Source organism: Bacteroides sp. OF04-15BH, from assembly GCF_003477995.1.
Taxonomy (GTDB): Bacteria; Bacteroidota; Bacteroidia; order Bacteroidales; family Bacteroidaceae; genus Paraprevotella.
In genome coordinates, this window is the sequence record NZ_QUEM01000005.1 from 62,301 (window position 1) to 87,830 (window position 25,530).

Here is a 25,530-nt window from a genome sequence, read left to right on the forward strand (position 1 = left end):
ATTCGATTTCCCTGCGGGAAGGTTTTTCGGTGCAAAATTCGCAAAAAACTCCAATATCTGCAAGCAAATCCTAGAAAACTTGATGTTTGTTAAACAATCGGCAAACCGAAATTATTCCAAGGAAAATGCGTAACTTTGCAGCCGTTTTAAAAATAATTCTTTTTATGGACAAGGTATCGGAAAACCCTTTCAAAAACCGAGAGCGCGAAAACACTTCGCTGCTGGTTGCTACGGCTCTCTTCGTGGCACTGTATCTCATTTCGAACATCATGGCCGTCAAGGTTATCGGTCTTTTCAATCTTTTTTATTTTGATGCCGGAACGGTGACTTTCCCCTTTGCCTATATGCTGGGCGATGTCATTACCGAGTTATGGGGATTCCGTATCTCCAAAAAGATTATCTGGATTACTTTCCTGTGCAACATCGTACTGGTGGTCTGCACACAAATCGGCATCTGGCTCCCTTCTCCCGCACATCTGGCAGCAACGGCCTCAGCCTACAACGAGGTGTTCACCTATGTGCCCCGCATTGTGGTGGCTTCGCTGGTAGGTTTTCTTTTGGGCGAACTGTCGAACGCCTGGATTATGGAAAAGATAAAAATCCGGATGAAAGGGCGCCACATGTGGGTCCGCACCATCGGCAGCTCGGCCATAGGCTATGTGTTCGACACCCTGCCTTTTGTGCTCATCGCCTTTCTCGGAACGGTCACCACACGAGAACTCCTGCTGATGATGGCCCTGCAATATGCCTCCAAACTGCTGATCGAATCCGTTTTCGGTACCCCGATGGCCTATGCCACCGTGCATCTCATCCGGAGATACAACCGGTAAAGTTTCCCATTAATCCATTAAATCCATTCGCATCATGAACCGATATGCAAGAATAGACACCCACATGCCCCGTGAATTTGTACTGCTTCAGGGCACAGGCTGCCGTTGGGGCAAATGCACCTTCTGCGACTATCACGAAGACCGCAGTGATGATCCTTTCCCGCTGAACCGAACAGTCCTGAATCAGGTTACGGGCTGCCACGGTGTGCTGGACGTCATCAACTCCGGCTCCGCTCCGGAACTCGATGAACAGACGCTGGAGCTGATTACCGAAATTGTCAGCCGGAAAAAGATACACACCCTGTGGTTCGAAGCGCATTACATGTATCGGAAACGGTTGCAAGAGCTTGCCGCCCGCTTTCCGCACTGCGAAGTGAAATTCCGCTGCGGTGTGGAGAGTTTCAATCCGGCCTTGCGTTCCAGCTGGAACAAGGGTATACCCCCTCAGACCACTCCGGAAGAAATAGCCCGGTACTTTCAGGGAATCTGTCTGCTGTGCTGCACCCAAGGCCAGACGCGCGAAGACATTCTGCAAGACATTGCCACGGCACGCCGCCTGTTTGAGTATTTCAGCATCAACATATTCTGCAACAACTCCACCTCCGTAAAGCGGGATGAAGAACTGGTCCGCTGGTTTGCCCGGGAAGTGTATCCCACCCTTTGCCACGAACCCAAGATTGAAATCCTGATGGAAAATACGGATTTAGGTGTCGGTTAAATATTGAAAAGTCGAGTTCCCCAAAAACAGACGCTTCAAAAAAAGCCCTCAAAACAGTTTGTCGGACTGTTTTGAGGGCATTATTATAATCAAAAAACAAATCAATTAAAGAGGAATATATTCCACAAAGGCCTCCATAGCCTCGTAAGAAGCCAAGCCTAAAGCCTGATACAGTTCGGCTGTTCCGTGGTTACGGTCCTCAGAACGCTGCCAGAACAGACGCTCGTCGTTACCCAGGAACGGTGCACTCTCCATCTGTGAAGCATGACGCAAAATCGCATTACGCTTAGAGCGCAGCTCTTCCGGACTGATCGGCACCACCATCTCGATGTTTTCAATCTCCCACTCGGCCCAGGCACCGCGATACATCCAGATGCGGCAATCCTTCAGCCACTCGGCACCATTCTCTTTCTCAATGTCGATGGCAGCAAATACGGCATCGGTACATACACGGTGTGTTCCGTGCGGATCGGCCAGGTCACCGGCAACGAAAATCTGATGCGGCTTCACCTCGCGCAACAGTTTCAACACGATTTCGATATCTGCCTCGCTAATCGGGTTCTTCTGGATTTTTCCGGTTTCATAGAACGGCAAGTCGAGGAAGTGCACACGGTTCAACGGAATACCGCTGTAAGTGCTTGCCAGGCGAGCCTCGCCACGACGGATCAGACCTTTGATGGTCAGGATATCGCGGGTATCAAAGTCGCCCGACTGCTTTTCGTTCAGGAATTTCTTAATCTCGGCATACTTCTCACGGATCACCTCATCCTTGCTGTCGTTGAACAGCTGGTTGAAGCCGTTGATGAAGTGCAGGAAGCGCATTACCTCTTCATCGCCCACGGCAATGTTTCCGGAAGTCTGATAAGCCACATGCACCTCGTGGTTCTGACGCACCAGACGCTGCAAGGTTCCACCCATTGAGATAACGTCGTCATCAGGATGCGGAGAGAAAATCACCACGCGCTTCGGATATGGGTTGGCACGCTCCGGACGGTAAGTGTCGTCTTCATTAGGTTTTCCACCCGGCCAGCCGGTGATGGTATGCTGCAAATCGTTGAACACACGGATATTCACATCATAAGCCGAACCGTAGAGCGCCAGCAACTCGCTCAGACCGTTCTCGTTATAATCCTTATTGGTGAGCTTCAGAATCGGTTTGCCGGTCACGCCGCACAACCACACGATAGCACTTCGGATCAGCTTGTTGTTCCACTCGCAGGAAGTAACCAGCCAAGGACGCTGGATGCGGGTCAGCTTAGCCGCAGAAGTCAGGTCCAGATAAACGCGGGCCTCACTGTTCATCTGCAGGAAAGAAGCCGGAACTGATTCTGACATCTTCTCTTCTACCGCACGACGCACCACATCGGCCTTTTCCTCGCCCCAAGCCATCAGGAATACATGGCGGGCAGCCAGAATGGTGGCGATACCCATAGTCAAGGCACAAACCGGCACATGCTCCTTGCTGCCGAATACCTTTACGGCCTCCTGACGGGAGTTGTTGCCCAACAGCATCAAGCGGGTCTTGGATGATGGCTGTGAGCCGGCCTCATTGAGCAGTACATTACCGCCCTGACCGATTCCGAGCAACATGATGTCCAAACCGCCACAGTCCTGCACCGCTTGTTCAAAGGCACGGCATTCGGCCGATACTTCCTGCTGCGGCACGGTTCCGTTGAGCGCATAGCATTTCTTGTACTCGATCTTGCTCAGGAAAGCATCCTGAATAAAACGGTAGTTGCTTGCTCCGTCGGCCGAAGGCAGCGGATAATATTCATAACCGATGAAGAAAATCACATGGGCAAAGCTCAGACCCTCTTCGCGGTTCATGCGCACCAGCTGTGCATATACCTCGGCAGTGGAAGAACCACCGGCCAGTCCGATGACACAATCCTTTCCCTGCTGTTCTTTCTCCCGTATGATTTTGCTTACCTTTTGTGCCAAAGCCTGGGCACCCTCAGAGGCAGACTCAAAAATATCTGTACGCACGCGCTCGTTTCTGGTCAAAGCCGAACGCTCCAATTCAGATTCCGGCTTGTAATAACGAGTAGGAATCTGATTCAGTTTAATCTGTGAACTTAAATTTGTTCTCATAAACCATTATGTTTTTACTGTTTATTAATAAGGTAGTTCAATATGAAATGACATAACCACGAAGCAAATATAATACATTCTTGTAATTATTACAAAGAAATATCACTTTTTTACAAAAGAAAAACACTCCCTGCAAAAAAGCAACGGTCCGCCCCTTTTCCAATGTCTTGAAAAAGAAAAACGGACCGTATCTGTCTGCTATATCTGTTCGAATCAGAAGTAGAAGCCAAGGCCCAGTTTCAGTCCTACTTTGCTGCCGTCGGCAAAATTGTTCAGGCTCATGTTGTAATATAAGGCCGGCTCCAATGTGATGAATTCATTCAGGAAGAAAGCGTAGCCGATTTCCGGGCACAGCTGCAGGTTGTTGACATTCTTGAGCACATGCTCATACTGCAAGCCCAATCCCAGATAAAGGCCGTTTTGCTTGATATAATAGCGGCCGCCTACACCCAGCGACACATTGTCTTCATAGCGTGTATGCGCATAACCCAGTTTTCCATAGAGCATCCAGGCGTCTTCCACAAAGATACCTCCGTTCAGATCCATGCCGAAGGTAAATTTCTCATTATTGCTATAAGACAGGTTCAACCCTGAAAAAGAAGTAGAAAAATAACAGGTGTTCTTCTCAAACTGCGCTTTGGCTCCTACTGCCATCAGCACAAACATCAAACTTAAAAGTAGTTTCTTCATAAGGTAGTTTTTTGGGAATTAATTAGTAATAGGAGTCTTGTCCCCGCCTTTACGCGTGCGATCCATCAGTTCGCGTTCGCGCTCCAGAGCCATCTTTTCTTTTTTACGGTAGAGCCACCAAAGAGCCAGAATAATCAGGGCATTCAGAACAATGGCAAAGATAATCGTTCCCGTACCGGCTGTGCTGCGCGGCAACAGATAGGCATAGATGACGATGGAATACAAGGTAAAGGCCAAAGGTATCCAGGTGGACTTTCTTATTTTGTTCTTTCTCATGCTAATTCTTTTTTAAAATTGTAATACCAGCGGACAAACAGGACCAGCAGCACGACCGATGCCACCAAGCCTCCGGCAATGCTCCAGAAATAAGGGAGCGAGAAGCCCTCGGGGGCCACCAGTATGTAAGAGGTGCACACGGCTGTCATGAAAAGACCGGGGAAGAGCGTGATGTAGAAGTTCTTCCGGTGACGCGCCAGCCACACTGTGATTGTCCAGAAAGTAAAGATAGACAAAGTTTGATTAAACCACGCAAAATAACGCCACAATATATCAAAATTAATATTCATTAAAACGGCGGCAATGACAAAAAGCGGCAAAGAGATGACCAGACGGCGCCACAGACTGTCTTGTCGGAATTTCAGAAAATCGGATGCAATGAGGCGGGCACAGCGGAAAGCGGTATCGCCGGAAGTGACCGGAGCGGCCACCACTCCCAAGATAGCCAGCACGGCACCGACCGTACCCATCCAGTCGTTGCAGATGAAATTCACGATCAGCGCGGGGTTGGAGTTTCCTTCGGAGTTGAGCAATGCCTGCAACTGTCCGTAGCCACCGGCATACTTGATGGCAGCGGCCGCCCAGATCATGGCCACGATGCCTTCGGTAATCATCGCTCCGTAGAACACACGCCGACCGAGTTTCTCGTTCTTGATGCAGCGGGCCATCATGGGACTTTGTGTGGCATGGAAACCGCTCACGGCACCGCAGGCTATCGTGATGAAAAGCATCGGGAAGATGGGCAGGTTGGCATTGGGATGATGGTTGGTAAAGGCCTCGGTAATCTCGGGCATCCAGTTGTCGTGGGTAAACAGTCCGTAGAGCACACCCACCGCCATGATGAGCAGCGCGCCGCCAAACACCGGATAAATGCGTCCAATGAGCGCGTCAATCGGCAACAGGGTGGCCAGAATATAATAAATGAAAATCACGACACTCCAGAAAGTGGCGCTTCCCCAGAATCCCCAGGTGGGTGTCATCGAAGCCAGCAGTCCGGCGGGTGTGGTCACAAAGACAGTGCCCACCAGAATCATCAGCACCAGCGAAAAGGCGCGCATCACCTGACGCACTCCGCCTCCCAGTTCGTCGCCCACAATTTCGGGTAGACTCATGCCGGCCTTGCGTATGGAAATCATGCCGGAGAAATAATCGTGCACCGCACCGCCGAAAATACAGCCCAGCACAATCCACAGATAGGCGGCGGGACCGAACAGAATGCCCATGATCGCACCGAAGATGGGACCGGTACCGGCAATATTCAGAAACTGGATGAGATAGACTTTCCAGGTGGGCATCGGAATGTAGTCCACTCCGTCCTGGTGCGTATAACAGGGAGTCTTACGCGTGGGATCGGCTCCAAACACGCGCTCCACAAAGGAGCCATAGATTAAATAGCCCAAAACCAGGGCACATAACGCTATTACAAAGGTTGTCATGATAAATTGTTTATTTGTTCCCTGCAAATGTAACAAATTTAAGGATTATTAGAGAGTGGAATTAAAAAAAACTTTTCCAACCTTTCCAGAATATCTTACCTTTGTAGTTGCTATTGATAAAACGAACTGGAAACTATGAAATTGAAATCCCTATTCTGTCTATTCTGGGTATTCTTATGCGGCATCCCGGCGCTGGCTGCGGATTATGTGGGTCCTGTAGAGGCTCCGAAACGCGAGAGCCGCGCCGTGTGGCTCACCACACTGAGCGGTCTGGACTGGCCGAAAACCAAAGCTACCGACGAGGCATCGCGCCGGAAACAGCAGCAGGAGCTGTACGACATTCTGGACAGCCTGAAAAAAATACGTATCAACACGGTGTTACTGCAAACCCGTGTGCGGGGTACCATGATCTACCCCTCGGCCATCGAACCGTGGGACGGCTGCATGAGCGGCACCGTAGGGCGCGATCCGGGCTACGACCCGCTGGCCTTTGCCATCGAAGCCTGCCACGAACGAGGCATGGAGCTGCACGCCTGGATGGTGACCATCCCGTGCTTCAAGACCTCGGCCGCCAAGGCTATGGGCAGCAAATCCGTGCTGAAAAAGCACCCGTCGCTCTGCAAGAAGCACAACGACACGTGGTATCTCGACCCCGGCATGCCGGGCACAGCCGACTATCTGAGTTCGCTGTGCGAAGAGATTGTCCGCAATTATGATGTAGACGGAATCCACTTTGACTACATACGCTATCCCGAGAACGCACGCAATTTTCCCGACCAGGCCACTTATCGCAAATATGGCAAGGGAAAGGACAAGGCCATCTGGCGCCGCGACAACATCACCCGCTGCGTGGAACGGATGTACCGCACCATAAAAAACCTCAAGCCGTGGGTCAAGGTGAGCAGCTCGCCCATCGGCAAATATCGTGACCTGACCCGCTTCTCGTCTTACGGCTGGAATGCCTACGATGCCGTGTATCAGGACGCCCAGAAATGGATGAAAGAAGGAATCCACGACATGCTCTTCCCGATGATGTATTTTCAGGGCAACCACTTCTACCCCTTTGCGGCCGACTGGAAAGAAGATTCGGGCGGCAAACCGGTGGTGCCGGGACTGGGCATCTACTTCCTGAGCGAACGCGAAAAGAACTGGGATCTGGAAGTGATTGAACGCGAACTGCAGTTCATCCGCAAGGAACAGATTCCGGGACAGGCCTACTTCCGCGCCGACTTCCTGCTGGACAACGTGAAAGGACTGTATGACTACCTGAAGACGTTCTATTATCCGTATCCGGCTCTGACTCCGGTGTGCAACAGTTGCGACTCCGTAGCTCCGTCTGCTCCGGGAAATCCGCAAATCAGCATGTCGCAATATCATGCCTCCGTGTCGTGGAACCGTTCCTATGATGCCGTGAACGGACATGATGTGCGCTACAATATCTACGCCTCACGCACGTTTCCGGTGGATGTGACGCAGGCACACAATCTGATCCGCACCGCCATGCGCGACACGGTATTCGAATTCAATCCGATGTTCGTGGGGCTCTACGGTTATCATTTTGCCATCACCGCCACCGACCGCTCGGGCAACGAAAGTGTGGCAGCCATTCTTCGGAATCCTTCGGCCGCTCCCGTATGCACTACCCCACAGACACACGGAAAGGTCATTCTGGATCAAGACGGAATGACTCTGAAACTGCCCGAAAGCGAAGCGGAATTTTTCATGATTCAGGATATGCAGGGCAGAGTGCTGCATACGGTGCCTTATCAGAAACAATATCGCACGGACGGACTGAAGAAGGGAGTGTACCAGGTACGCACGCTGGAAAAGAAAGGCTTTTCGCGCACACTGGGCTCCTTTATCAAACCTTAATGAGGCCGAATCTTACAAAAAATATTTCCCATCATATCTATCCCCTGCTCCAAAAAACAAGGTTTCCCTTGCCCGGAGCAGGGGATTTTTTATGTAACAAAAAGTAAGTTGCTGACAAACTGTCAAAATCAGTCGGTTCAGATTTGCGTTTTTGTATCCGTATTCCGGGTTATCCGGAAAAAACTGAATCTCAGAGGTCAGATTTCTTATTATCATCAAGATATTCAAAGCATTATCCCGTTTTTCTCTGTTCTTTAAGAACTCCCATACAGACAAAAAAGACGGTTTTTCCTCTCCCTTTTGAAGCCTTTTTAAAAACATTCTGAACGTTTCTGCACTTCACGGTGTTGATTTTGGCAAAACACCGTGGTGCTTTTTGCTGCCCACCATGCGAATCCTTTTCCTTCCACTCGAAAAAAACTGTATAAAAACAGTATATATGCATTCATTATTCAGAATTGATGTGAATATTTATGCAAAGATTATCCGGAATGCCTCCAAACAAACTAAGCACATGTAAGTAAAAATCATTTTCTACTATCAAAATGAAACCCGTTCATATCCCCAACAAATCTTTAACATTTTAAAGAAAATCAAGAAATCAGATACTCAAAAAACAAGAATTTTACAAAAATACAACAATATTGTTTTTATTTACAATATAAATCTTTCTCTATATCTTTGCGAAAAATAAGACTAGTCGACCTAAACTTATTTAATAATAACCCAATTACTAAATTATCCCAAGCAACAAAGATTACAAAAGATAATTACACCAAACGTCTTATTGGATTTTATCTGTAAAGTAAATCATTATAACAATTTTATAAAATCTTACGATTATGAGAAAGAGCCTATTATTAACAGCTTTATGCATCACCGGAACAATGATGCTGACTTCTTGCGAACAAATCAAGGATTTTTTTGAGGAAGAAGATGGAGGTAGTACTGAGAAAGTGGACCTCAATTATGGTTTGGATGCCGACTTTGCTTTTGAAGGCAGTTTTCAGAATTCTGTTGCCAACGGAGTAACCATAGCCAATTCCAACGATGTTAGTTTCGTGGAGGGAACCAAGAAAGATACAAAAGGTATCAAATTCAACCGTGAAAAGAATTCTCAGCTGAACATCAGCAAAGCACTGATTGGTGGAGAAGATTGGACTATTTCTTTCTGGGGAAAAGATTTATATGACGGAAGTATCTTCCATGCAGAAACAGCTAGTGGAGAACAAATTATGTCTTTGTCAGCTAATGAAGGTAAACTACGATTTGCAGATTCAAGACAGAATAACAATAATTCCGTATATTTCTGGGGCTTATCAAGTTTCAATTCCTCTTTCATCAATGATAGTCAATGGCATCATATCTTATTGACAGTAACCTATGATTCTATTGATGAAAGAAGAAAAGTAAATCTCTATATCGACAATCAGTATCAGGACCAGAAAACTTTCACATATAATACAGATGGTGTGAAATTAACATTTGGTGGTGAAATGAAACATTCTGTAAACGCCACCAATATGTCTATCGACAATTTAAGAATCTACAGTTCTCGTGCTATCAATAAGAAAGAAATTGCGGCACTTTATGAAAAAGACAAACCTAATTATGTAGCAGAAGTTCCTTCATTCGTTGTGCCACAGAGCTTGTACACTTATTATACCTTCGATAATAATCTGAATGACATTACCGAAAATAAGATTAACGGATTCTTCTCTGGTACTCCGGTTTATGCTTCTGGAGTATACGGTCAGGGAAGTGCTCTGAAAATAGAAGCTAATAATTCATCTAAAATGATTGTAACCAAATCCTTGAATGGAACACGAAAATGGAGTATCTGTTTCTGGACCAAGGATATAACGGATGGACACATTCTTTCCATGTATGATAAAAATGCATCTACAATGGTTTCATTATCAAAGAAAGGTTATGAATTAAAATTTGCAACAGGAACTCATAACAATAACAATCCCGTATACTTTGAAGGTTTCCCCACATTCAGCATTCCGGAATTAAATGACAATCAGTGGCATCATATTGCCATTACTTGTGATTATACAGAAAATAAAGCCAGACTTTATGTTGATGGTGTGGCTATTGATATAATATCAGAAACTACTTCCAATGATATCGGTAGCAAATTCGTTCTCGGCGGTGCCTGCGAAAAACCGGCATTGGATGCTGCCAGCTTCACAATTGACAACCTGCGTGTTTACGACACTCGCCTGTTAAGCGCCGAAGAGATTCAGGCATTGTATCAGGCTGGTGAATAAGAAAGATATCAAGCACTGACTAGCTAAACCTTAGCAAATCTCCCCCACTACCGGATTCGGTAATGGGGGAGAATCTTTATCAATATATCGCATCAGGCGGCTACTGAGTTTCTTTTTCTTCGGACAACCAGCCAGTAAGCCAAAAGCACCAGCAGACCGGTAAGTGTCCACGACACAGGATAAACCATCATCAGCACATTGTAGCTTCCCCACTGCGGACAAATGACATACACCCAAACAATACGAAGCAGACAGGTACCGAATATGGTCAGCACGGCCGGAGTGAGCGACCAACCCATACCACGCATGGAAGAACCGGCAATCTCATAACTGCATGCCAGAAACTGTAAAGCCAACACAATATGCATGCGGATGCCACCGTACTGGTGCACACCGGAAGTCTCTGAAAAGAAATCCAGAAAGAAATCGCTCCACGTAGCAAAAATGGTATTGAAGGCACCGCAAAAAAGAACACTCAATCCCATGCAAATCCAAAAGACACGATGCACACGGTCCATCTTTCCGGCACCGTAGTTCTGGGCAATAAAACTGATGGCCGCCCCATTGAATCCCTGAATGATAAAGTAGCAGTAATACTCAAAATTGAGCGCCGCAGACGAACCGGCAATGGCTTCTGAGCCGAATCCGTTGATGGATGACTGCACAACGACATTAGAAATGGAGAAGATAACGCCCTGCACTCCGGCCGGAAGACCGATACGGAGCATGTGAACCAGCTCACGCGTATTAATACGCATCTGGTCAAAATGAAGACGGTAAGGCTCTTCCTCACGACGCAACACCCGAATGATGAGCAGAGCACTCAGCAGATTGGCAAAACCTGTGGCGATGGCCACACCCAATACTCCAAGATGGAAGAACACCACAAATATCAGATTCAACACCGTATTCAGCACTCCGGCTGCCACCAGAATATAAAGCGGACGGCGCGTATCGCCCACACTGCGCAAAATAGCAGACCCGAAATTAAAAATCATGATAAAGGGCATGCCCAGAAAATACACACGCAGATACATCACCGCATCGGGAAGTACATCGGGAGGAGTACCCATCCACGTAAGAATCGGACGCGCTCCTACCCATCCTAGAAAAAGCAGAAAGACACCACTGATCAGAGCTACCAATGCCACGGTATTGACCGTATGGCGGATACGCTCCACATTCTGCGTTCCGATATGATGGGACAAAACCGCACAGGCTCCCATAGAGATGCCGACAAACAGATTGATCAGCAATCCGATTACCGGTGCATTACTGCCCACTGCTGCCAAAGCATTGCTGCCGACAAAATGGCCCACCACAGCCACATCGACCGAATTAAACAACTCCTGTAACAAACTGCTTGCCGCCAGAGGAAGGGCAAAAAGCAGTATTTTCTTCAACAAAGGTCCGTGAAGCATATCAATCTCATTGCTCTGAGAACGCTTCACACTTACATCCTGACTCATCTTTTTACCTGTTTTTACTACAAAATTTCGGCAAAGTTAGAGGTTTACAACTGAATAAAGAGGAAATGAGTTCGGATTTTCTGTTTTTTTCGCAAATATTTCTTTCGCTCAACAAAGCGAAAAGCAAAAGACAAACAGAAAAAAGAGCTGTATCAAACTTTATGGACAAGTAAGAATACAGCTCTTTTTACTAGAACAGAACGGATATGTTTCCAATCAAAAGTTCGTCATTTCGAGAAATAAAGTGGAACACATCTTTCCTTTAAAACTATTTTTTCAGGATTTATTTTGAAAAAATCCAAAGCAGAATAACGGCACCGACAATGGCAGTCACCATCTCGCCCAACCAGCTATAGGCTTCCAGACCTACCAGACTGAATAGCCATCCTCCGATCAGACCGCCAATCAGTCCCAGAAACAAGTTGGTGAGACAACCGCTGCCCTGTCCTTTGTGGATGCGGCTGGCTACATAACCGGCCAGAATACCGCTGATAATTCCTGTAATCATATCTTTCTGTCTTTAAAAACGCTTTTTGTAAATGTGGCAATATGGTTCCTCACCGGTCTTGGCATAATAGTTCTGGTGATACTCCTCGGCAGTCCAGAACTCTGTAGCCGGAGTCAGACGGGTAACGACATCATATCCCTTCTCTTTCAGAATGGCAATGAGTTTCTCAGAAACCTGTTTCTGCTCCTCACTGGTATAGAAAATCTCCGAACGGTACTGCGGACCAAGGTCAGGGCCCTGACCGTCGGTCTGTGTCGGATCGTGAATCTCAAAGAAATAACGGGCCAGCTCCTCAAAACTGACTTCCGACGGATCGAACTGTACGCGCACTGCCTCGGCATGACCGGTGGTATGCGCTTTCACTTCCTCATAGCGCGGATGATCTTTATGCCCGCCGATATATCCCGGCATCACGGATTTTACTCCCGGAAACTTGCGCATCATGTGCTCCATTCCCCAAAAACAGCCTCCGGCAAAGATGGCTGTTTCCAATCTTTCATTTTCCATTTATCTAGTTTTTATCATTCCAGTTTGCAAAGATATGGTTTTCCGTACAGAAGCAAAGAGCAATGCACTATTTTTATCTCCCGATCTCCTGAAAAAATCATCACTCACTTGCGACTGACTCCACCAGAAGACAAGCCCGGTAATTGGTGTCGGAATAAACCGGAGTGAGCGACAGACAACCGCCAATCAGCTTTCCGTCGAGGAAGCACGGCGGTCTGCATTCGGCATCTTCCAGAGCCCGTTTTTTCAGTTCTTCGCCATTGGCGGAATAATCTATATAGTAACGGGCCTGAACTCCTCGGGCCAACCAGCGCTGTAGCTCCAAGGCTACCATTCCCATAGTCATGCGCAAATTGATCTCCACACACGGATGCAGCAGGAAGCGCCCGTCGTCCGACCGGCAGACCATCATATCCACTCCCAACGGACCACAATAAACATTTCCTAAAGAGTCGCTCAAAATACGGCTCAACTCGCAGCATACCCAATCCAACAGTCTGAGGTCAAGCCACTGGGCCAGAATGTTTTCTTTCTCCGTTTCCGGAGCCACCACATTGCCGGAATACGCTCCCTGATGAGTCGTGGTAAAGAGCGAAAGTCCTTCATAACAGACATGCCCCTGACCGTCAGAACGGAATTCGCAGGCAAAATCACACACCTTATTATATAGTGGTTCCACAACAACCCCTCCCTGCTCTCGGATCAGTCGGGTGCACCATCCTGTAAGGGGCGGTTGTAATTGGGGCTGTCCCAACCGAAGTCCCTTGCCGCTGCCCGACCAGGGAGCCTTCAAGATGGTGCGTTCATACTGCCGAAACAAAGCGTCAATCTGCTCTGTCGAAGTGCAATAATACGAACGGCCGCACAAAGCATCACTCCAACGGGCATGAACAGCCGCTTCCGAACGGAGTTCCTGTAAAACACGCACAGCAAATTTTCTGCCGGAAAATTCCCGCAACGTACGCAACAGTTCCTCATCGGGCAACAACGAATCGTCCACACCTCCTCGCTGCAACTGTGATTTGATGAGCGGGCTCCATCCCCACGGCTCTATCCGGTCCACAGGACAGGTATCGGGATGCAAAAGAAAACGGTCGTTCAAAGAAAGCAGATCCAGCGGCTGATGAACCGGATATCGGGTTACCCACACCCGATCCGTTTCCGACGTCCACCACACCGGCAACATCTCCAGATCCAGACGCATCTTACGCGCTGAAGCCGGAGCAATAAAGTTCCACTGGTTGTTTGCCAAAGCCAGATCATTCTCAGGATTAAATACAAATAGCTTCATAAATGCAAAATTAGAAAAAACATAAATATTTTGCCAACTCTACTTTGCATTTTTCTAGTTTTACACTATCTTTGCATGACGTAAGAGACAAATATTTATGGAGACATTTTTCAGAACACATGCTTATCTGGTGGAGCACCTGAATGTGCCCGTACGGAGAGCTTTGATGGACGAAATAGACTGGAATGACCGTCTCATTGGTATCAAAGGAACGCGAGGTGTGGGCAAAACCACCTTCCTGCTTCAATATGCCAAGGAGCACTTCCGTCTTTCCGACCGTAAGTGTCTGTTTGTCAACATGAATAATTTCTATTTCCAAGGACGTGGCATCGCCGACTTCGCCCGTGAATTCTACGAATCCGGCGGACGGGTACTGCTGATTGACCAGGTGTTCAAACAGCCCAACTGGAGCAGCGAGCTCCGCAAATGCTACGATGAACTCCCTAATCTGAAAATCGTGTTCACCGGCTCTTCGGTCATGCGCCTGAAAGAAGAAAATCCGGAACTGAACGGTCTGGTCAAGACCTACAACCTGCGCGGCTTCTCTTTCCGCGAGTATCTGAATCTGCAAACCGGCAACGAGTTCAATTCCTACACCCTGAAAGAAATTCTTGAAGACCACGAGCAGATAGCCCGGCACATCTTGTCAAAAGCCAGTCCACTCGCTCATTTTCAGCACTATATCCATCATGGTTTCTATCCGTTCTTTTTGGAAAAGCGCAATTTTTCAGAGAATTTGCTCAAGACCATGAACATGATGCTGGAAGTTGATATTTTATTAATCAAACAAATTGAGCTGAAATATTTGGCCAAAATCAAAAAGTTGCTATATTTGCTCGCGATAGACAGCCCGGTGGCACCCAACGTCAGCCAGCTGGCTTCCGAGATACAGACTTCTCGGGCCACGGTCATGAATTACCTGAAATATCTGGCTGATGCACGGCTCATCAATATGATCTATCCCAAGAACCAGGCGTTCCCCAAAAAACCGGCCAAGATCATGATGCATAATCCCAATCTGATTTATGCCATCTACCCGAACCGGATGGAACTGAAAGACATTCTGGAAACCTTCCTGCAGAACACACTGTGGAAAGACCACAAGGTGAACAAGGGAGACAAAGACTGCTCCTTCCTGGTAGACGGCTCACTCCGCATCAAGGTATGCGCCGATGATGTCAAGAAGAAAAAGAACGATGTCATCTATGCCTGCCATCAGATGGAAATCGGTCACGGAAAACAGATTCCGCTTTGGCTCTTCGGATTTCTGTACTAATCAAACCAAGAAATTACAGACAACTACTATACTATCTAATAATATTAAATATTATGGCAAAAGAAAAAAAATTCATCACTTGTGATGGTAATCAGGCTGCTGCACATATTTCATATATGTTCTCAGAAGTAGCAGCGATCTATCCGATCACCCCATCTTCAACAATGGCTGAATATGTTGACGAATGGGCCGCTCAGGGACGTAAGAACATCTTTGGCGAAACTGTATTGGTTCAGGAAATGCAATCAGAAGGCGGTGCAGCCGGTGCTGTTCACGGTTCTTTGCAGGCGGGTGCTTTGACTACAACTTACACTGCTTCTCAGGGTTTGTTGCTGATGATCCCGAACATGTATAAGATTGCTGGTGAATTGTTGCCATGCGTATTCCATGTATCTGCCCGTACTCTGGCTTCTCACTCTCTGTGTATCTTCGGTGACCATCAGGATGTGATGTCTTGCCGTCAGACTGGTTTCGCTATGTTGTGCGAGGGTTCAGTACAGGAAGTTATGGACTTGGCCGGTGTAGCTCACTTGTCTACTATCAAGAGCCGCGTTCCATTCTTGAACTTCTTCGACGGTTTCCGTACTTCACACGAGATCCAGAAGATCGAAATGTTGGAGAACGAAGACTTGGCTCCACTGGTTGACCAGGAAGCTCTGAGCGAGTTCCGCAACCGTGCCCTGTCTCCAGAGCATCCAGTTGCTCGCGGTATGGCCGAGAACCCGGATACATTCTTCACTCACCGTGAGTCTTGCAATCCTTACTATGACGCAGTTCCTGCAATCGTTGAGGATTACATGAACAAGATTTCTGAAATCACTGGCCGTAAGTACGGTTTGTTTACTTACTACGGAGCAGAGGATGCAGACCGCGTCATCATCGCTATGGGATCTGTAACCGAAGCTATCCGCGAAACTATCGACTACCTGAACGCTCAGGGACAGAAAGTCGGTTTGGTTGCCGTACACTTGTATCGTCCATTCTCTGTTAAACACTTCCTGGATGCTGTTCCTGCTACTGCTAAGAAGATCGCCGTATTGGATCGTACCAAGGAGCCGGGTGCAAACGGAGAGCCTCTGTACCTGGACATCAAGGAAGCTTTCTATGGCAAGGAGAATGCTCCTGTTATCGTGGGCGGACGCTATGGTCTGGGATCAAACGATACTACTCCAGCTCAGATTCTGGCTGTATACGAGAACTTGGCTTTGCCAGAACCAAAGAACCACTTCACTCTGGGTATCGTAGACGACGTAACCTTCACTTCTCTGCCTCAGGGCGAAGAGATCGCAGTTGGCGGCGAAGGTATGTTCGAGGCTAAGTTCTACGGTTTGGGTGCTGACGGTACTGTAGGTGCCAACAAGAACTCAGTGAAGATCATCGGTGACAACACCAACAAGCACTGTCAGGCTTACTTCTCTTACGACTCTAAGAAGTCAGGTGGTTTCACTTGCTCTCACCTGCGTTTCGGTGATGATCCTATCCGTTCTACTTACTTGGTAAACACTCCGAACTTCGTAGCTTGCCACGTACAGGCTTACTTGAACATGTACGATGTAACTCGCGGTTTGAAGAAGAACGGTACTTTCTTGCTGAACACAATCTGGGAAGGCGAGGAATTGGCAAACAACCTGCCTAACAAGGTTAAGGCTTACTTTGCAAAGAACAATATCAAGGTTTACTATATCAACGCAACTAAGATTGCTCAGGAAATCGGTTTGGGTAACCGTACCAACACCATCCTGCAGTCTGCATTCTTCCGTATCACTGGTGTTATTCCAGTAGACTTGGCTGTTGAGCAGATGAAGAAGTTCATCGTGAAGTCTTACGGTAAGAAGGGTGAAGATGTTGTAAACAAGAACTACGCTGCTGTTGACCGCGGTGGTGAGTACAAGGAACTGGTTGTTGATCCGGCATGGGCTTCTCTGGAAGCTGACGCTCCTGCAGCAAACAACGATCCTGCATTCATCAACGAAGTAGTTCGTCCTATCAATGCTCAGGATGGTGACCTGTTGAAGGTTTCAGCATTCAAGGGTATCGAAGACGGTACTTGGCCACAGGGAACTGCCGCTTACGAGAAGCGTGGTGTAGCTGCATTCGTTCCGACTTGGAATGCAGAGAACTGTATCCAGTGTAACAAGTGTGCTTACGTTTGTCCTCACGCTGCTATCCGTCCGTTCGTTCTGAACGCTGACGAGAAGGCTGGCTTCAGCGCTGATACTCTGGAAATGAAGGCTCCTGCCGCTATGAAGGGCATGAACTTCCGTATTCAGGTAAGCGTTATGGACTGCTTGGGTTGCGGTAACTGTGCCGATGTTTGTCCGGGTAATCCGAAGTTGGGCAAGGCTCTGACTATGGTTCCTCTGGAGCAGGAATTGGACGAGGCTCCAAACTGGGAATACTGCGTGAAGAACGTTACCAGCAAGCAGGATCTGGTAGACATCAAGTCTAACGTGAAGAACTCTCAGTTCGCTCAGCCATTGTTCGAGTTCTCAGGAGCTTGCTCTGGTTGTGGTGAAACTCCATACGTGAAGTTGATTTCTCAGTTGTTCGGTGACCGTGAGATTATCGCCAACGCTACCGGATGTTCTTCTATCTACTCTGGTTCTATCCCATCAACTCCTTACACTACCAACGCTAAGGGTCAGGGTCCGGCTTGGGCTAACTCTTTGTTCGAGGACTTCTGTGAGTTTGGTTTGGGTATGGTATTGGCCAACAAGAAGATGCGTGCCCGCATCGAGGCTATCCTGAACGAGGCTATCGCTTCTGAGCACACTCCAGCAGAGTTCAAGGAAGCTGCACAGGCATGGATCGACGGTAAGGACGATGCAGATGCAAGCAAGGCTGCTGCCGAGAAGTTGGTTCCTCAGATCGAGGCTGGCAAGGCTGCCGGTTGCCCATCATGCGCTAAGCTGTCAGAGTTGAGCCACTACTTGGTAAAACGTTCACAGTGGATTATTGGTGGTGACGGTGCTTCTTACGATATCGGTTACGGTGGTTTGGATCATGTAATCGCTTCTGGCGAGGATGTAAACATCCTGGTTCTGGATACTGAGGTTTACTCTAACACCGGTGGTCAGTCATCTAAGGCTACTCCTCTGGGCGCTATCGCCAAGTTCGCTGCTTCTGGTAAGCGCGTACGCAAGAAAGACCTGGGTATGATTGCCACAACTTACGGTTATGTTTACGTAGCTCAGATCGCTATGGGTGCTGATCAGGCTCAGTGCTTGAAGGCTATCCGTGAGGCAGAGGCTTATCCTGGACCATCAATCATCATTGCTTATGCTCCATGTATCAACCACGGTTTGAAGAAGGGTATGGGTAAATCTCAGGCTGAAGAGGCTGCTGCTGTTGAGTGCGGTTACTGGCACTTGTGGCGCTTCAACCCAGCTCTGGAGGATGAAGGCAAGAATCCGTTCTCACTCGACTCTAAGGAGCCGAAATGGGAGGCATTCCAGGATTATCTGAAGGGCGAGGTTCGTTTCGCTTCTGTAATGAAACAGTATCCTACTGAGGCTGCTGACCTGTTCAACGCTTGCGAGGATATGGCTAAGAAGCGCTACGCTTCATACAAGCGTATGGCTGCCATGGACTGGAGCGATGAGAAAGTTGCTGAATAATCAGAATTCACATAACTCATAATGAAGGGCTTGTATCGTGAAATGCGATACAGGCCCTTTTCCTTTTCGGAAAGTTCATCCGATAAAAGGAACGACAATCTCCACGCTCCCTTTTAGCTAAAAAGAAGCCTTGCTGACCTGCCGGAGTATCCTAAAGAAAACAGAAAGAGTCGCATCATCACTCGAAAATGAGTTTCTGATACGACTCTTTCTGTTGTTATAAAATCCTTACGCAAAGCCCACAACCTTATAACGTATGCCGTAGCGCGTATGTATTCTCTTGTAAAGCACTCCTTCACAAACCAGGAACTCCTGTCCCCGCTTATGAACGACATGCACCCGATGACGGGGCAGGACTGGGATGATCATTCCGATGAATGGGCGGAATCTCTCATAATATCCCCCGTCGCAGGGACGGTAATAAAATCCGTCGTGATAATAATAACACTTCTTTCCGTGATACACCTTCTCATAATGGGGCGGTATTTTCCGGAACCGGCGATCCTCTTTTCTCTTCTTGTCCGGTTTGTGATGGTGTTTGTGTCCTCCGCGAGTCACTACCTGGGCATTTTCTGCGGCACTGACCGGGAGCGGAACACCACCGCCGAGCAGGACCAGAAATCCCAATCCATAAATCCAATTCTTCGCTTTCATGATTTTTTCATATTAAAGTTTATAGTCTGGTTTCTTCTTAAAAACATTCCCATGTTTACGGGTTCTTTTATCCTTTGATTGAAAAAAGGAAGAATGGTTTAATTTCCGCTCCCCTTTTCTACGCACAAAGAGTCCACAAAGATAAGGAAAGAAGTCCGCCACCGAAAAACAGCCATCATTTTTAAAGATATTTTACCTTTTTGGGAAGAAAAGGGAGAAAAAAGCAATCCTCTTGCCTGTTTCCCTGAAAACAAGGAACACAGGCAAGAGGATTGTCTGACAAAAAGCGAAAGTTATTTTTTGCGGATAAACACAAGTCCCTTCGTGTCGTTGCCGTTTACTCCGCAAGCCTCAACCTCAACATAGAAAGGTGTTCCGGCCTCGAAAGCATCCACCTTAAAGGTACCTGTAACCGCCTTATCAGTCTGCGATGACTGGTTGATTGAGATTTCAGCCAGTTTCTCATCGCGCTTCCACAGCGACAGATTACCCAGTTTCAGAGCATTCTGTCCGCCGGTCTGGATAAAGGCAATCTCAAATTCACCGTTTCCGGACACCTTTCCGGTGCACTCGAAGCGCCATTTTGAAGGCGAGGTCTGCACCTGAAGCGGCTTCCACTCTGTGGTAAACTCACCATACTGCTTATAAGCCGAATAGTCCGGCGCAAAATAAATAGGCAATGAGAAATGGCGGTTGTCCACCACGGTCATGGCATGAAAATCGGCTTTGTTCTTTACCCGTACCGGACCGTTATACACAGCCGAGTGGATGGTCGGATAACTGCCGTTGGTCGTATAGCAGATCGGAGCATCGGCAACCGTCGGAGTCAGCGTGAAACACAGACTGTCGCCCTCCTGAGTCATCGACTGGATTTTCGGTTCGGGCACCCGATAGTTGCAGCCCTTGGCATCGAGCTTGGCATACTGATATTTCATGCGCTCAAAAAAGTCCTCATACCGGCGCTCACCCTTAGGCAACCAGGCCACCTCGGCCAGTGCCAACATACGCGGGAAAATCAGATACTCGGCATACTGCTCGGAACGGTTCTCGTTCAGCGGAGTGATTTCCTGAAGCACGGTGCCGTGAATAAACTGGTCGCTCCAGAAGCAACCCTGCACACCCATTACCGTAGCTGCCGGACTGTAATCGTTTACCTCTATGCCATAGCACTTCTCCAAAGAGATAGGCGGCATCCAGGTGGCAGCCTTCACCTCGCCGGGAGTACGGCTTTCGGGGAAATCAAAATACAAGTGTGTGGCCGGAGTCAGAATGGCTTTATGTCCGGTGCGCGTGGCCTGAATCGTGTCACCCACATTGTGCCATATGAGAGCCACCACCTGCTCATTCAGCTTTCCGCGCTGGATGATCTCTTCCCAACCGATCACCGTGCGGTTCTTTTTCTTCATCATATCCGCCACCACATTGGTGAGATAGCCCTGAAGCTCCGAAGCCTTGCTCAATCCCTCGCGCTTCATCACCTCCTGACAGCGCGGGCACTGCTCCCAATTGGTATAAACGGCCTCATCGCCACCGATATTGATATATTTCGACGGGAAGAGTGCCACCGTTTCATCGAGCACATCCTTCAGGAACTGGTAGGAACTTTCCCTTCCCACACAAAGCAGGTCGCGACTGATAAAGTGCTGATCGGGCACCTCGTGCTGCTTGCCCGTACAACCCAGCCAGGGATAAGCCACCACGGCCGAAAGCATGTGTGCCGGGAACTCAATTTCGGGAATCACCTCCACCTGACGCAAACGGGCGTATTCCAGAATCTCGCGGATGTCGTCCTGCGTGTAAAAACCACCCAGACGGCGGCTGTCGGGACCGGCCCAGGCTCCCACCTCGGTCAGACGGGGATATTTCTTGATTTCCAGACGCCATCCGGAATCATCGATCAGGTGGAACTGGAGTTTGTTGAGTTTATACATGGCCATCATGTCGATGAACTTCTTGACAAACTCCTTATCGTAGAAATAACGGGCCACATCGAGCATCATGCCGCGCCACGGGCGTTCCGGATGGTCCACAATCTTCACGCCGGGCACGGTCCATGCCACCTGTCCGGCCAGACTGTTGCGATACACCTCTTCGGGAAACAGCTGCAACAGAGTCTGCAAGCCGTAAAATACTCCGGCTACATCCGCTCCGGCAATCCGTACACTCTTCTTGTCTACCGACAAGGTATATCCTTCAGCATGCGTATTGGCCACAGAGTCCAGCGTCAGCACAATATTTCCTTTCCGGGAATCCGGACGCACCTTAATCTCCCATCCTGTGGCCTGACGCAACATCTGCTGCAAGTATTCGGCCTGCTCTTCCAGACCTTTCTCGCAGGCAATCGTCATGCCTGATTTCAAGGTAAACTGATCTTCTGTCTGTTCCAGATGTAAGGGTTTGGGTACGAGGGAAAGCGTGTTCTGCGCTTCTACGCCAAGCGAGGCGGCCAGAAGCAGCGACATGCAAGCCAAACGCCTGAAAATGTTTCTTCGATTCATGATTTAAAGCAATATATTTAGTAATAAAGGTTTTCGTGAATAAAGGTACAACAAAGCAAAACGCAAGAAGCCATCCTTATGCCTAATTTATCTTAAAAGCTAAAAAAATGTTATCCTTTATCGGTCCACCTCACTCCCGAACCTCCATTATCTCCCATCAAAAAAACGAACATTTTCATGGATTCCTCTCTAAAAAGACTTTGAAGCGATAAGAGGCAGATTATCAACTCGTTTGCGCTCTGCAAATAATCATCACCGGCACCGGAGAAAAACATTGTGATCAAATGAAACAGACATCACGATCTTTCTGAAAAATCATCCCAATCATTTTAAAACCTCGTCAGCAAGCAGCGATTTTTCTCAGCCCTGCAATCCTGAAAATGAACAAAAGGAGCCTTGTGAACGGTTTCACTTGGCTCCTTTTGTTTAACGGGGATTAATGGTGCTCATGCTCGGGCGCATCGTGCGACAAGACAATATTTCGCACCACCTGAGTCTGATTTCCGGCAGCATCCGTACACCAGACCATCAGATGATAGTCTCCGGGAGTCGCATTGGCCGGAATCACGATGTCGTGATGATGAATCTGTGCATTGCGCATTCCGCTCAAATCGTATGCGCGGTTAAAATTAAAGTCTTCGGTAGCAGCCTTTGACAAATTATGTCCATGATGATCGAAATTGGGATGAATATTGATTTTATAGGATTTCAACATAACGTCGTCAGACAATTCCATCTCGAAATGCACTCCGTGTTCATCACCGATCAACAGCTGGTCTCCATCCTCCGGTTCAATCAGCCGGACAACCGGTTTGGTAACGTCGCCTTGTTCCTTTTCATTACATGCCACAAAAAATACAGCTAAAACGGCCATCAGGCCCCACATTGAAATATTGAATTTTGTCTTCATTTTAATAATTGTTTAAAAGGTATTTGAATCGTCAATAGAAAATTTCTTCCGGGTTCCGGAATCTCTATCTTTCTATAATAACTTAAATGGTTGAAATATTTTCTGTCCAAAAGATTACCGACAACCATTTGGACACGGAACTTCGGAAATACTGCCGAAGCACCGACATTCAGTATAGTTGCTCCAGGGGTGGACTCTTCATTCCGGTCCACATGCTTCTGGGTGAAAATTGAATGACTCTCTGCATACAGACACAACGGCCTGTGCTCCCAGGTCAAAGTCTGCCGGACAGATGCAGGAGCCGTAAAACTCAAGGCGATACGCTCTTCCAGATTAATATTGCGCACACAGTCACCCGTCAATCGATAACTCAATCCCGGCAAAAAATGCCAGACAAATGACAGTTCGCCTCCCCAAAAGAGCGCCCGAGCTCCCTGATAACGATAAATCTGACCGGCATGAGGCAACACCGACCATTCTCCAGTCGGATGTAAGTAAATAAAATTCGGATAAAAACTCGAAAAAGGAGTCAGTTCCAAACTCCCCCGTCCGAACTGCCAAGTATATGACAGGTCAAACTGCCAGCCACATTCCAAAGTCAGATGCGGATCGCCCTGCTCGTGCAGGAACGTGCCATGATGCACTCCGTTTGATGCCAGTTCATTGGCTCCGGGAAGACGGAAACTGCGTCCCATATTTACTTTGAGCAGATGCTGCCCTGCCGGCTGCCACACCATTCCCAGTGCCCAGGAACGGTCTCCGAACACACGGTTCACGGGATAGCTGCGCCAGCGATACTCTTGAATCAAAGCCTCATCATATCCCTGTTTTCTGAGATAACCTTCCAGAAAGGGATCAGAAAAAGCAGAAGCATGCAACCGTGCCCGGTCATAACGGATTCCTCCGGTAATGCTCATCCTGCTGTTTACCCGAAAAGTTGAGGTGAGAAAGACTCCCATCGTTCCTCGCCGATACTCGGGCAACAAAAAAGAATAGCCTCCGATGCGGTTCTGCTGCATCTGGAAAGACATGCCTGCCACATATTCCCAGCGAGCAGACGGCATCGCACGAAAATCTACAGTTCCGCTATAGGTATCCAACAGGAAATCCAGTTCCTTGTCGGAATCCTTATCGGGAGGCATCTGTCCGTCATAATGAGTATGAAAAGCGCTCCACTCATTCCGCCGATTTCTCTGATACCCCCAACGGGCTGTCAGAGCACCTCCTTCCCAGACACAGGTTTGATGCAGACTCACTTTCAGATGATTGACCCGACTGAACGGTAGACCGATATTCCGGCTGTCACCGTCATCCTGCACCCGGCTGATGTCCGGCACTCCATGAGCTCCCGGAAAGAAACCGGCCTTCTGGTAAGAATCCGACAGAAGCAGGCACATCCGGTAACGACTGTTCCGATACATAGTCTGTAGCGAAGCGTGTCGCTCCATTCCCGCCGTATTCTTCAACTTCTGGCCATAAACCGGAATGCATTGGGTCAAATAGACAATCGTATCTGCCGGAATCCGGTAGTCACCATAGCGCTGTTCGGAATAACGTCCTTTCAAGTACCAGTTGTCCTTACAAAAGGACAGCATCAGCGAACCGCCAAGAGAACGGTTCACAGACTTTCCCAGCACAACCGCCTCGCCTGCCATCTGATTGCCAACGGGAAACGATGACGGAGTTATTTCGATAACCCCGCCCAAGGCATCACTGCCGTAAAGCAAGGATGCCGGCCCTTTCAGTACCGTGACTTCCTCTACGTTAAAGGCGTCGATCTCCAGTCCATGATCCGAGCCCCACTGTTGCCCTTCTTGCTTCATTCCATTCTCAGCTACCGCAATCCGGTTGAAACCCAACCCACGTATCATCGGTTTGGAAAAACCGGATCCGATATCCATAGAACGCACTCCGGGAAGCAGTTCCAGCGTATGCATCAGATTCCCGCTCTGGTGCTGTTTCATAAACTCTCCGGACAGCACCTCTGTGGTGAAAGCGGTCTTGCGTTTTTTCAATTCCTGATAGGAAGCATTGACTCTCGTTTCGTCCAATTTTATCGTTTTCAGGGAATTCTGCGCATGCAAACCGGAAAATCCCCAGATAAAGCACCCCCACAGCGTAACAAAAACAGATATGATACGCATAAAAAGTTCTTTGGATAAAACATGGAATCTACAAAAAATCAAAGACAGGGAGGAGCACGTAAATAATACAAGTAAACCACAACTGCGGGCGGCTTACTTTCAGAAAAAAGAACCGGAAGAACACTGGGCTGAAGTTCTACTTGCACCGGACATGAATCTGCCGGTTCAAAAACGGATAATATGAAATGACACACCGGACAGGGATTCTGATAAGCAGAAACTTCACATTCCGATGATGGGGTAATAGACGAACGGGATGGCTCATGGTAATGCAAAGCCTTTACCACAAGGAAATGCAGAAGCAGACATAACAAAGCCCCTGCCAACACTCTCTTTTGGGGAGATACTTTTCTCATTCGCAAACTTTATCGGCTACAAATAAACAGAAAAAAACAGCACAAACAAGAAAAGGCGAACAAAAGAACCTCAAAAGAAAATCAAAAAAACTTATTTGCAAAACAAAGAAT

At 48.0% G+C, this 25,530-nt stretch carries 19 protein-coding genes; 7 read left to right on the plus strand and 12 right to left on the minus strand.

Annotation, left to right across the window (positions count from 1 at the left end):
* Nucleotides 1-164 precede the first annotated feature (164 nt).
* Nucleotides 165-830, plus strand: coding sequence for a queuosine precursor transporter (locus DXA74_RS03540; protein WP_158576011.1), 666 nt, complete (start codon nt 165-167; stop codon nt 828-830).
* Between the two features lie 34 nt (nt 831-864).
* Nucleotides 865-1,548, plus strand: a complete 684-nt coding sequence (locus tag DXA74_RS03545; protein ID WP_147401023.1) for a radical SAM protein — start codon at nt 865-867, stop codon at nt 1,546-1,548.
* Between the two features lie 105 nt (nt 1,549-1,653).
* Here DXA74_RS03545 and DXA74_RS03550 read toward each other — a convergent pair whose 3' ends face one another.
* The 4 genes from DXA74_RS03550 to DXA74_RS03565 all read right to left on the minus strand — a co-directional run bounded on the left by DXA74_RS03550 (nt 1,654) and on the right by DXA74_RS03565 (nt 6,041).
* Entirely contained in the window at nt 1,654-3,639 is a 1,986-nt protein-coding gene (locus DXA74_RS03550) for a glucosamine-6-phosphate deaminase (protein WP_118525456.1), read from the minus strand.
* 213 nt (nt 3,640-3,852) lie between these two features.
* Nucleotides 3,853-4,329, minus strand: a complete 477-nt coding sequence (locus tag DXA74_RS03555) for an outer membrane protein (protein ID WP_118525457.1) — start codon at nt 4,327-4,329, stop codon at nt 3,853-3,855.
* Between the two features lie 18 nt (nt 4,330-4,347).
* Nucleotides 4,348-4,605, minus strand: a complete 258-nt coding sequence (locus DXA74_RS03560) for a hypothetical protein (RefSeq protein WP_118525458.1) — start codon at nt 4,603-4,605, stop codon at nt 4,348-4,350.
* Nucleotides 4,602-6,041: a carbon starvation protein A gene (locus DXA74_RS03565; RefSeq protein WP_118525459.1), complete on the minus strand. Its 1,440-nt coding sequence runs from the start codon at nt 6,039-6,041 to the stop codon at nt 4,602-4,604. The genes DXA74_RS03560 and DXA74_RS03565 overlap by 4 nt, the downstream gene beginning before the upstream one ends.
* Before the next feature lie 135 nt (nt 6,042-6,176).
* On the opposite strand from DXA74_RS03565, the gene DXA74_RS03570 reads away from it, so the two are divergent.
* Both DXA74_RS03570 and DXA74_RS03580 read left to right on the plus strand, forming a co-directional pair.
* Nucleotides 6,177-7,913, plus strand: a complete 1,737-nt coding sequence (locus tag DXA74_RS03570) for a glycoside hydrolase family 10 protein (RefSeq protein ID WP_118525460.1) — start codon at nt 6,177-6,179, stop codon at nt 7,911-7,913.
* 842 nt (nt 7,914-8,755) lie between these two features.
* The gene (locus tag DXA74_RS03580) at nt 8,756-10,189 is read left to right on the plus strand and encodes a LamG-like jellyroll fold domain-containing protein (protein WP_118525462.1); all 1,434 of its coding nucleotides are present in this window, start codon (nt 8,756-8,758) and stop codon (nt 10,187-10,189) included.
* A gap of 92 nt (nt 10,190-10,281) precedes the next feature.
* Here the strand turns inward: DXA74_RS03580 and DXA74_RS03585 are convergent, their stop codons facing one another.
* The 4 genes from DXA74_RS03585 to DXA74_RS03600 all read right to left on the minus strand — a co-directional run bounded on the left by DXA74_RS03585 (nt 10,282) and on the right by DXA74_RS03600 (nt 13,964).
* A complete protein-coding gene (locus DXA74_RS03585) occupies nt 10,282-11,658 on the minus strand; it encodes an MATE family efflux transporter (RefSeq protein WP_118525463.1) in 1,377 nt (458 codons plus the stop codon).
* 283 nt (nt 11,659-11,941) lie between these two features.
* On the minus strand, nt 11,942-12,166 hold the full coding sequence (locus DXA74_RS03590; RefSeq protein WP_118525464.1) for a GlsB/YeaQ/YmgE family stress response membrane protein: 225 nt from the start codon (nt 12,164-12,166) through the stop codon (nt 11,942-11,944).
* A 12-nt stretch (nt 12,167-12,178) separates the two neighbouring features.
* Nucleotides 12,179-12,673 carry a peptide-methionine (S)-S-oxide reductase MsrA gene (msrA, locus tag DXA74_RS03595; RefSeq protein ID WP_118525465.1) on the minus strand — a complete coding sequence of 165 codons (495 nt, stop codon included), beginning with the start codon at nt 12,671-12,673 and terminating at the stop codon, nt 12,179-12,181.
* 100 nt (nt 12,674-12,773) lie between these two features.
* Entirely contained in the window at nt 12,774-13,964 is a 1,191-nt protein-coding gene (locus DXA74_RS03600; protein WP_118525466.1) for a hypothetical protein, read from the minus strand.
* A 97-nt stretch (nt 13,965-14,061) separates the two neighbouring features.
* Between DXA74_RS03600 and DXA74_RS03605 the strand changes: the two genes are divergently transcribed.
* On the plus strand, nt 14,062-15,240 hold the full coding sequence (locus DXA74_RS03605; protein ID WP_118525467.1) for an ATP-binding protein: 1,179 nt from the start codon (nt 14,062-14,064) through the stop codon (nt 15,238-15,240).
* 53 nt (nt 15,241-15,293) lie between these two features.
* Entirely contained in the window at nt 15,294-18,857 is a 3,564-nt protein-coding gene (nifJ, locus tag DXA74_RS03610; protein WP_118525468.1) for a pyruvate:ferredoxin (flavodoxin) oxidoreductase, read from the plus strand.
* A 228-nt stretch (nt 18,858-19,085) separates the two neighbouring features.
* Here nifJ and DXA74_RS03615 read toward each other — a convergent pair whose 3' ends face one another.
* The 4 genes from DXA74_RS03615 to DXA74_RS03630 all read right to left on the minus strand — a co-directional run bounded on the left by DXA74_RS03615 (nt 19,086) and on the right by DXA74_RS03630 (nt 25,063).
* Entirely contained in the window at nt 19,086-19,511 is a 426-nt protein-coding gene (locus DXA74_RS03615; protein WP_118525469.1) for a DUF6515 family protein, read from the minus strand.
* Nucleotides 19,512-19,804: 293 nt separating this feature from the next.
* Entirely contained in the window at nt 19,805-22,009 is a 2,205-nt protein-coding gene (locus DXA74_RS03620) for a beta-N-acetylhexosaminidase (protein ID WP_118525470.1), read from the minus strand.
* Nucleotides 22,010-22,445: 436 nt separating this feature from the next.
* Nucleotides 22,446-22,919, minus strand: coding sequence for a DUF4625 domain-containing protein (locus DXA74_RS03625; protein ID WP_118525471.1), 474 nt, complete (start codon nt 22,917-22,919; stop codon nt 22,446-22,448).
* Entirely contained in the window at nt 22,916-25,063 is a 2,148-nt protein-coding gene (locus DXA74_RS03630; protein ID WP_118525472.1) for a TonB-dependent receptor, read from the minus strand. The genes DXA74_RS03625 and DXA74_RS03630 overlap by 4 nt, the downstream gene beginning before the upstream one ends.
* Between DXA74_RS03630 and DXA74_RS16195 the strand changes: the two genes are divergently transcribed.
* Complete coding sequence (locus DXA74_RS16195; RefSeq protein WP_147401024.1) at nt 25,053-25,247, plus strand: hypothetical protein; 195 nt, start codon at nt 25,053-25,055, stop codon at nt 25,245-25,247. The two genes, DXA74_RS03630 and DXA74_RS16195, sit on opposite strands and share 11 nt — an antisense overlap.
* The last annotated feature ends 283 nt before the right edge of the window (nt 25,248-25,530 follow it).

Coding starts and splice junctions, on each gene's coding strand:
- DXA74_RS03540 (WP_158576011.1), top strand. CDS start 165: ATGGACAAGGTATCGGAAAACCCTTTCAAAAACCGAGAGCGCGAAAAC.
- DXA74_RS03545 (WP_147401023.1), top strand. CDS start 865: ATGAACCGATATGCAAGAATAGACACCCACATGCCCCGTGAATTTGTA.
- DXA74_RS03550 (WP_118525456.1), bottom strand. CDS start 3,639: ATGAGAACAAATTTAAGTTCACAGATTAAACTGAATCAGATTCCTACT.
- DXA74_RS03555 (WP_118525457.1), bottom strand. CDS start 4,329: ATGAAGAAACTACTTTTAAGTTTGATGTTTGTGCTGATGGCAGTAGGA.
- DXA74_RS03560 (WP_118525458.1), bottom strand. CDS start 4,605: ATGAGAAAGAACAAAATAAGAAAGTCCACCTGGATACCTTTGGCCTTT.
- DXA74_RS03565 (WP_118525459.1), bottom strand. CDS start 6,041: ATGACAACCTTTGTAATAGCGTTATGTGCCCTGGTTTTGGGCTATTTA.
- DXA74_RS03570 (WP_118525460.1), top strand. CDS start 6,177: ATGAAATTGAAATCCCTATTCTGTCTATTCTGGGTATTCTTATGCGGC.
- DXA74_RS03580 (WP_118525462.1), top strand. CDS start 8,756: ATGAGAAAGAGCCTATTATTAACAGCTTTATGCATCACCGGAACAATG.
- DXA74_RS03585 (WP_118525463.1), bottom strand. CDS start 11,658: ATGAGTCAGGATGTAAGTGTGAAGCGTTCTCAGAGCAATGAGATTGAT.
- DXA74_RS03590 (WP_118525464.1), bottom strand. CDS start 12,166: ATGATTACAGGAATTATCAGCGGTATTCTGGCCGGTTATGTAGCCAGC.
- msrA (WP_118525465.1), bottom strand. CDS start 12,673: ATGGAAAATGAAAGATTGGAAACAGCCATCTTTGCCGGAGGCTGTTTT.
- DXA74_RS03600 (WP_118525466.1), bottom strand. CDS start 13,964: ATGAAGCTATTTGTATTTAATCCTGAGAATGATCTGGCTTTGGCAAAC.
- DXA74_RS03605 (WP_118525467.1), top strand. CDS start 14,062: ATGGAGACATTTTTCAGAACACATGCTTATCTGGTGGAGCACCTGAAT.
- nifJ (WP_118525468.1), top strand. CDS start 15,294: ATGGCAAAAGAAAAAAAATTCATCACTTGTGATGGTAATCAGGCTGCT.
- DXA74_RS03615 (WP_118525469.1), bottom strand. CDS start 19,511: ATGAAAGCGAAGAATTGGATTTATGGATTGGGATTTCTGGTCCTGCTC.
- DXA74_RS03620 (WP_118525470.1), bottom strand. CDS start 22,009: ATGAATCGAAGAAACATTTTCAGGCGTTTGGCTTGCATGTCGCTGCTT.
- DXA74_RS03625 (WP_118525471.1), bottom strand. CDS start 22,919: ATGAAGACAAAATTCAATATTTCAATGTGGGGCCTGATGGCCGTTTTA.
- DXA74_RS16195 (WP_147401024.1), top strand. CDS start 25,053: ATGATACGCATAAAAAGTTCTTTGGATAAAACATGGAATCTACAAAAA.
- DXA74_RS03630 (WP_118525472.1), bottom strand. CDS start 25,063: ATGCGTATCATATCTGTTTTTGTTACGCTGTGGGGGTGCTTTATCTGG.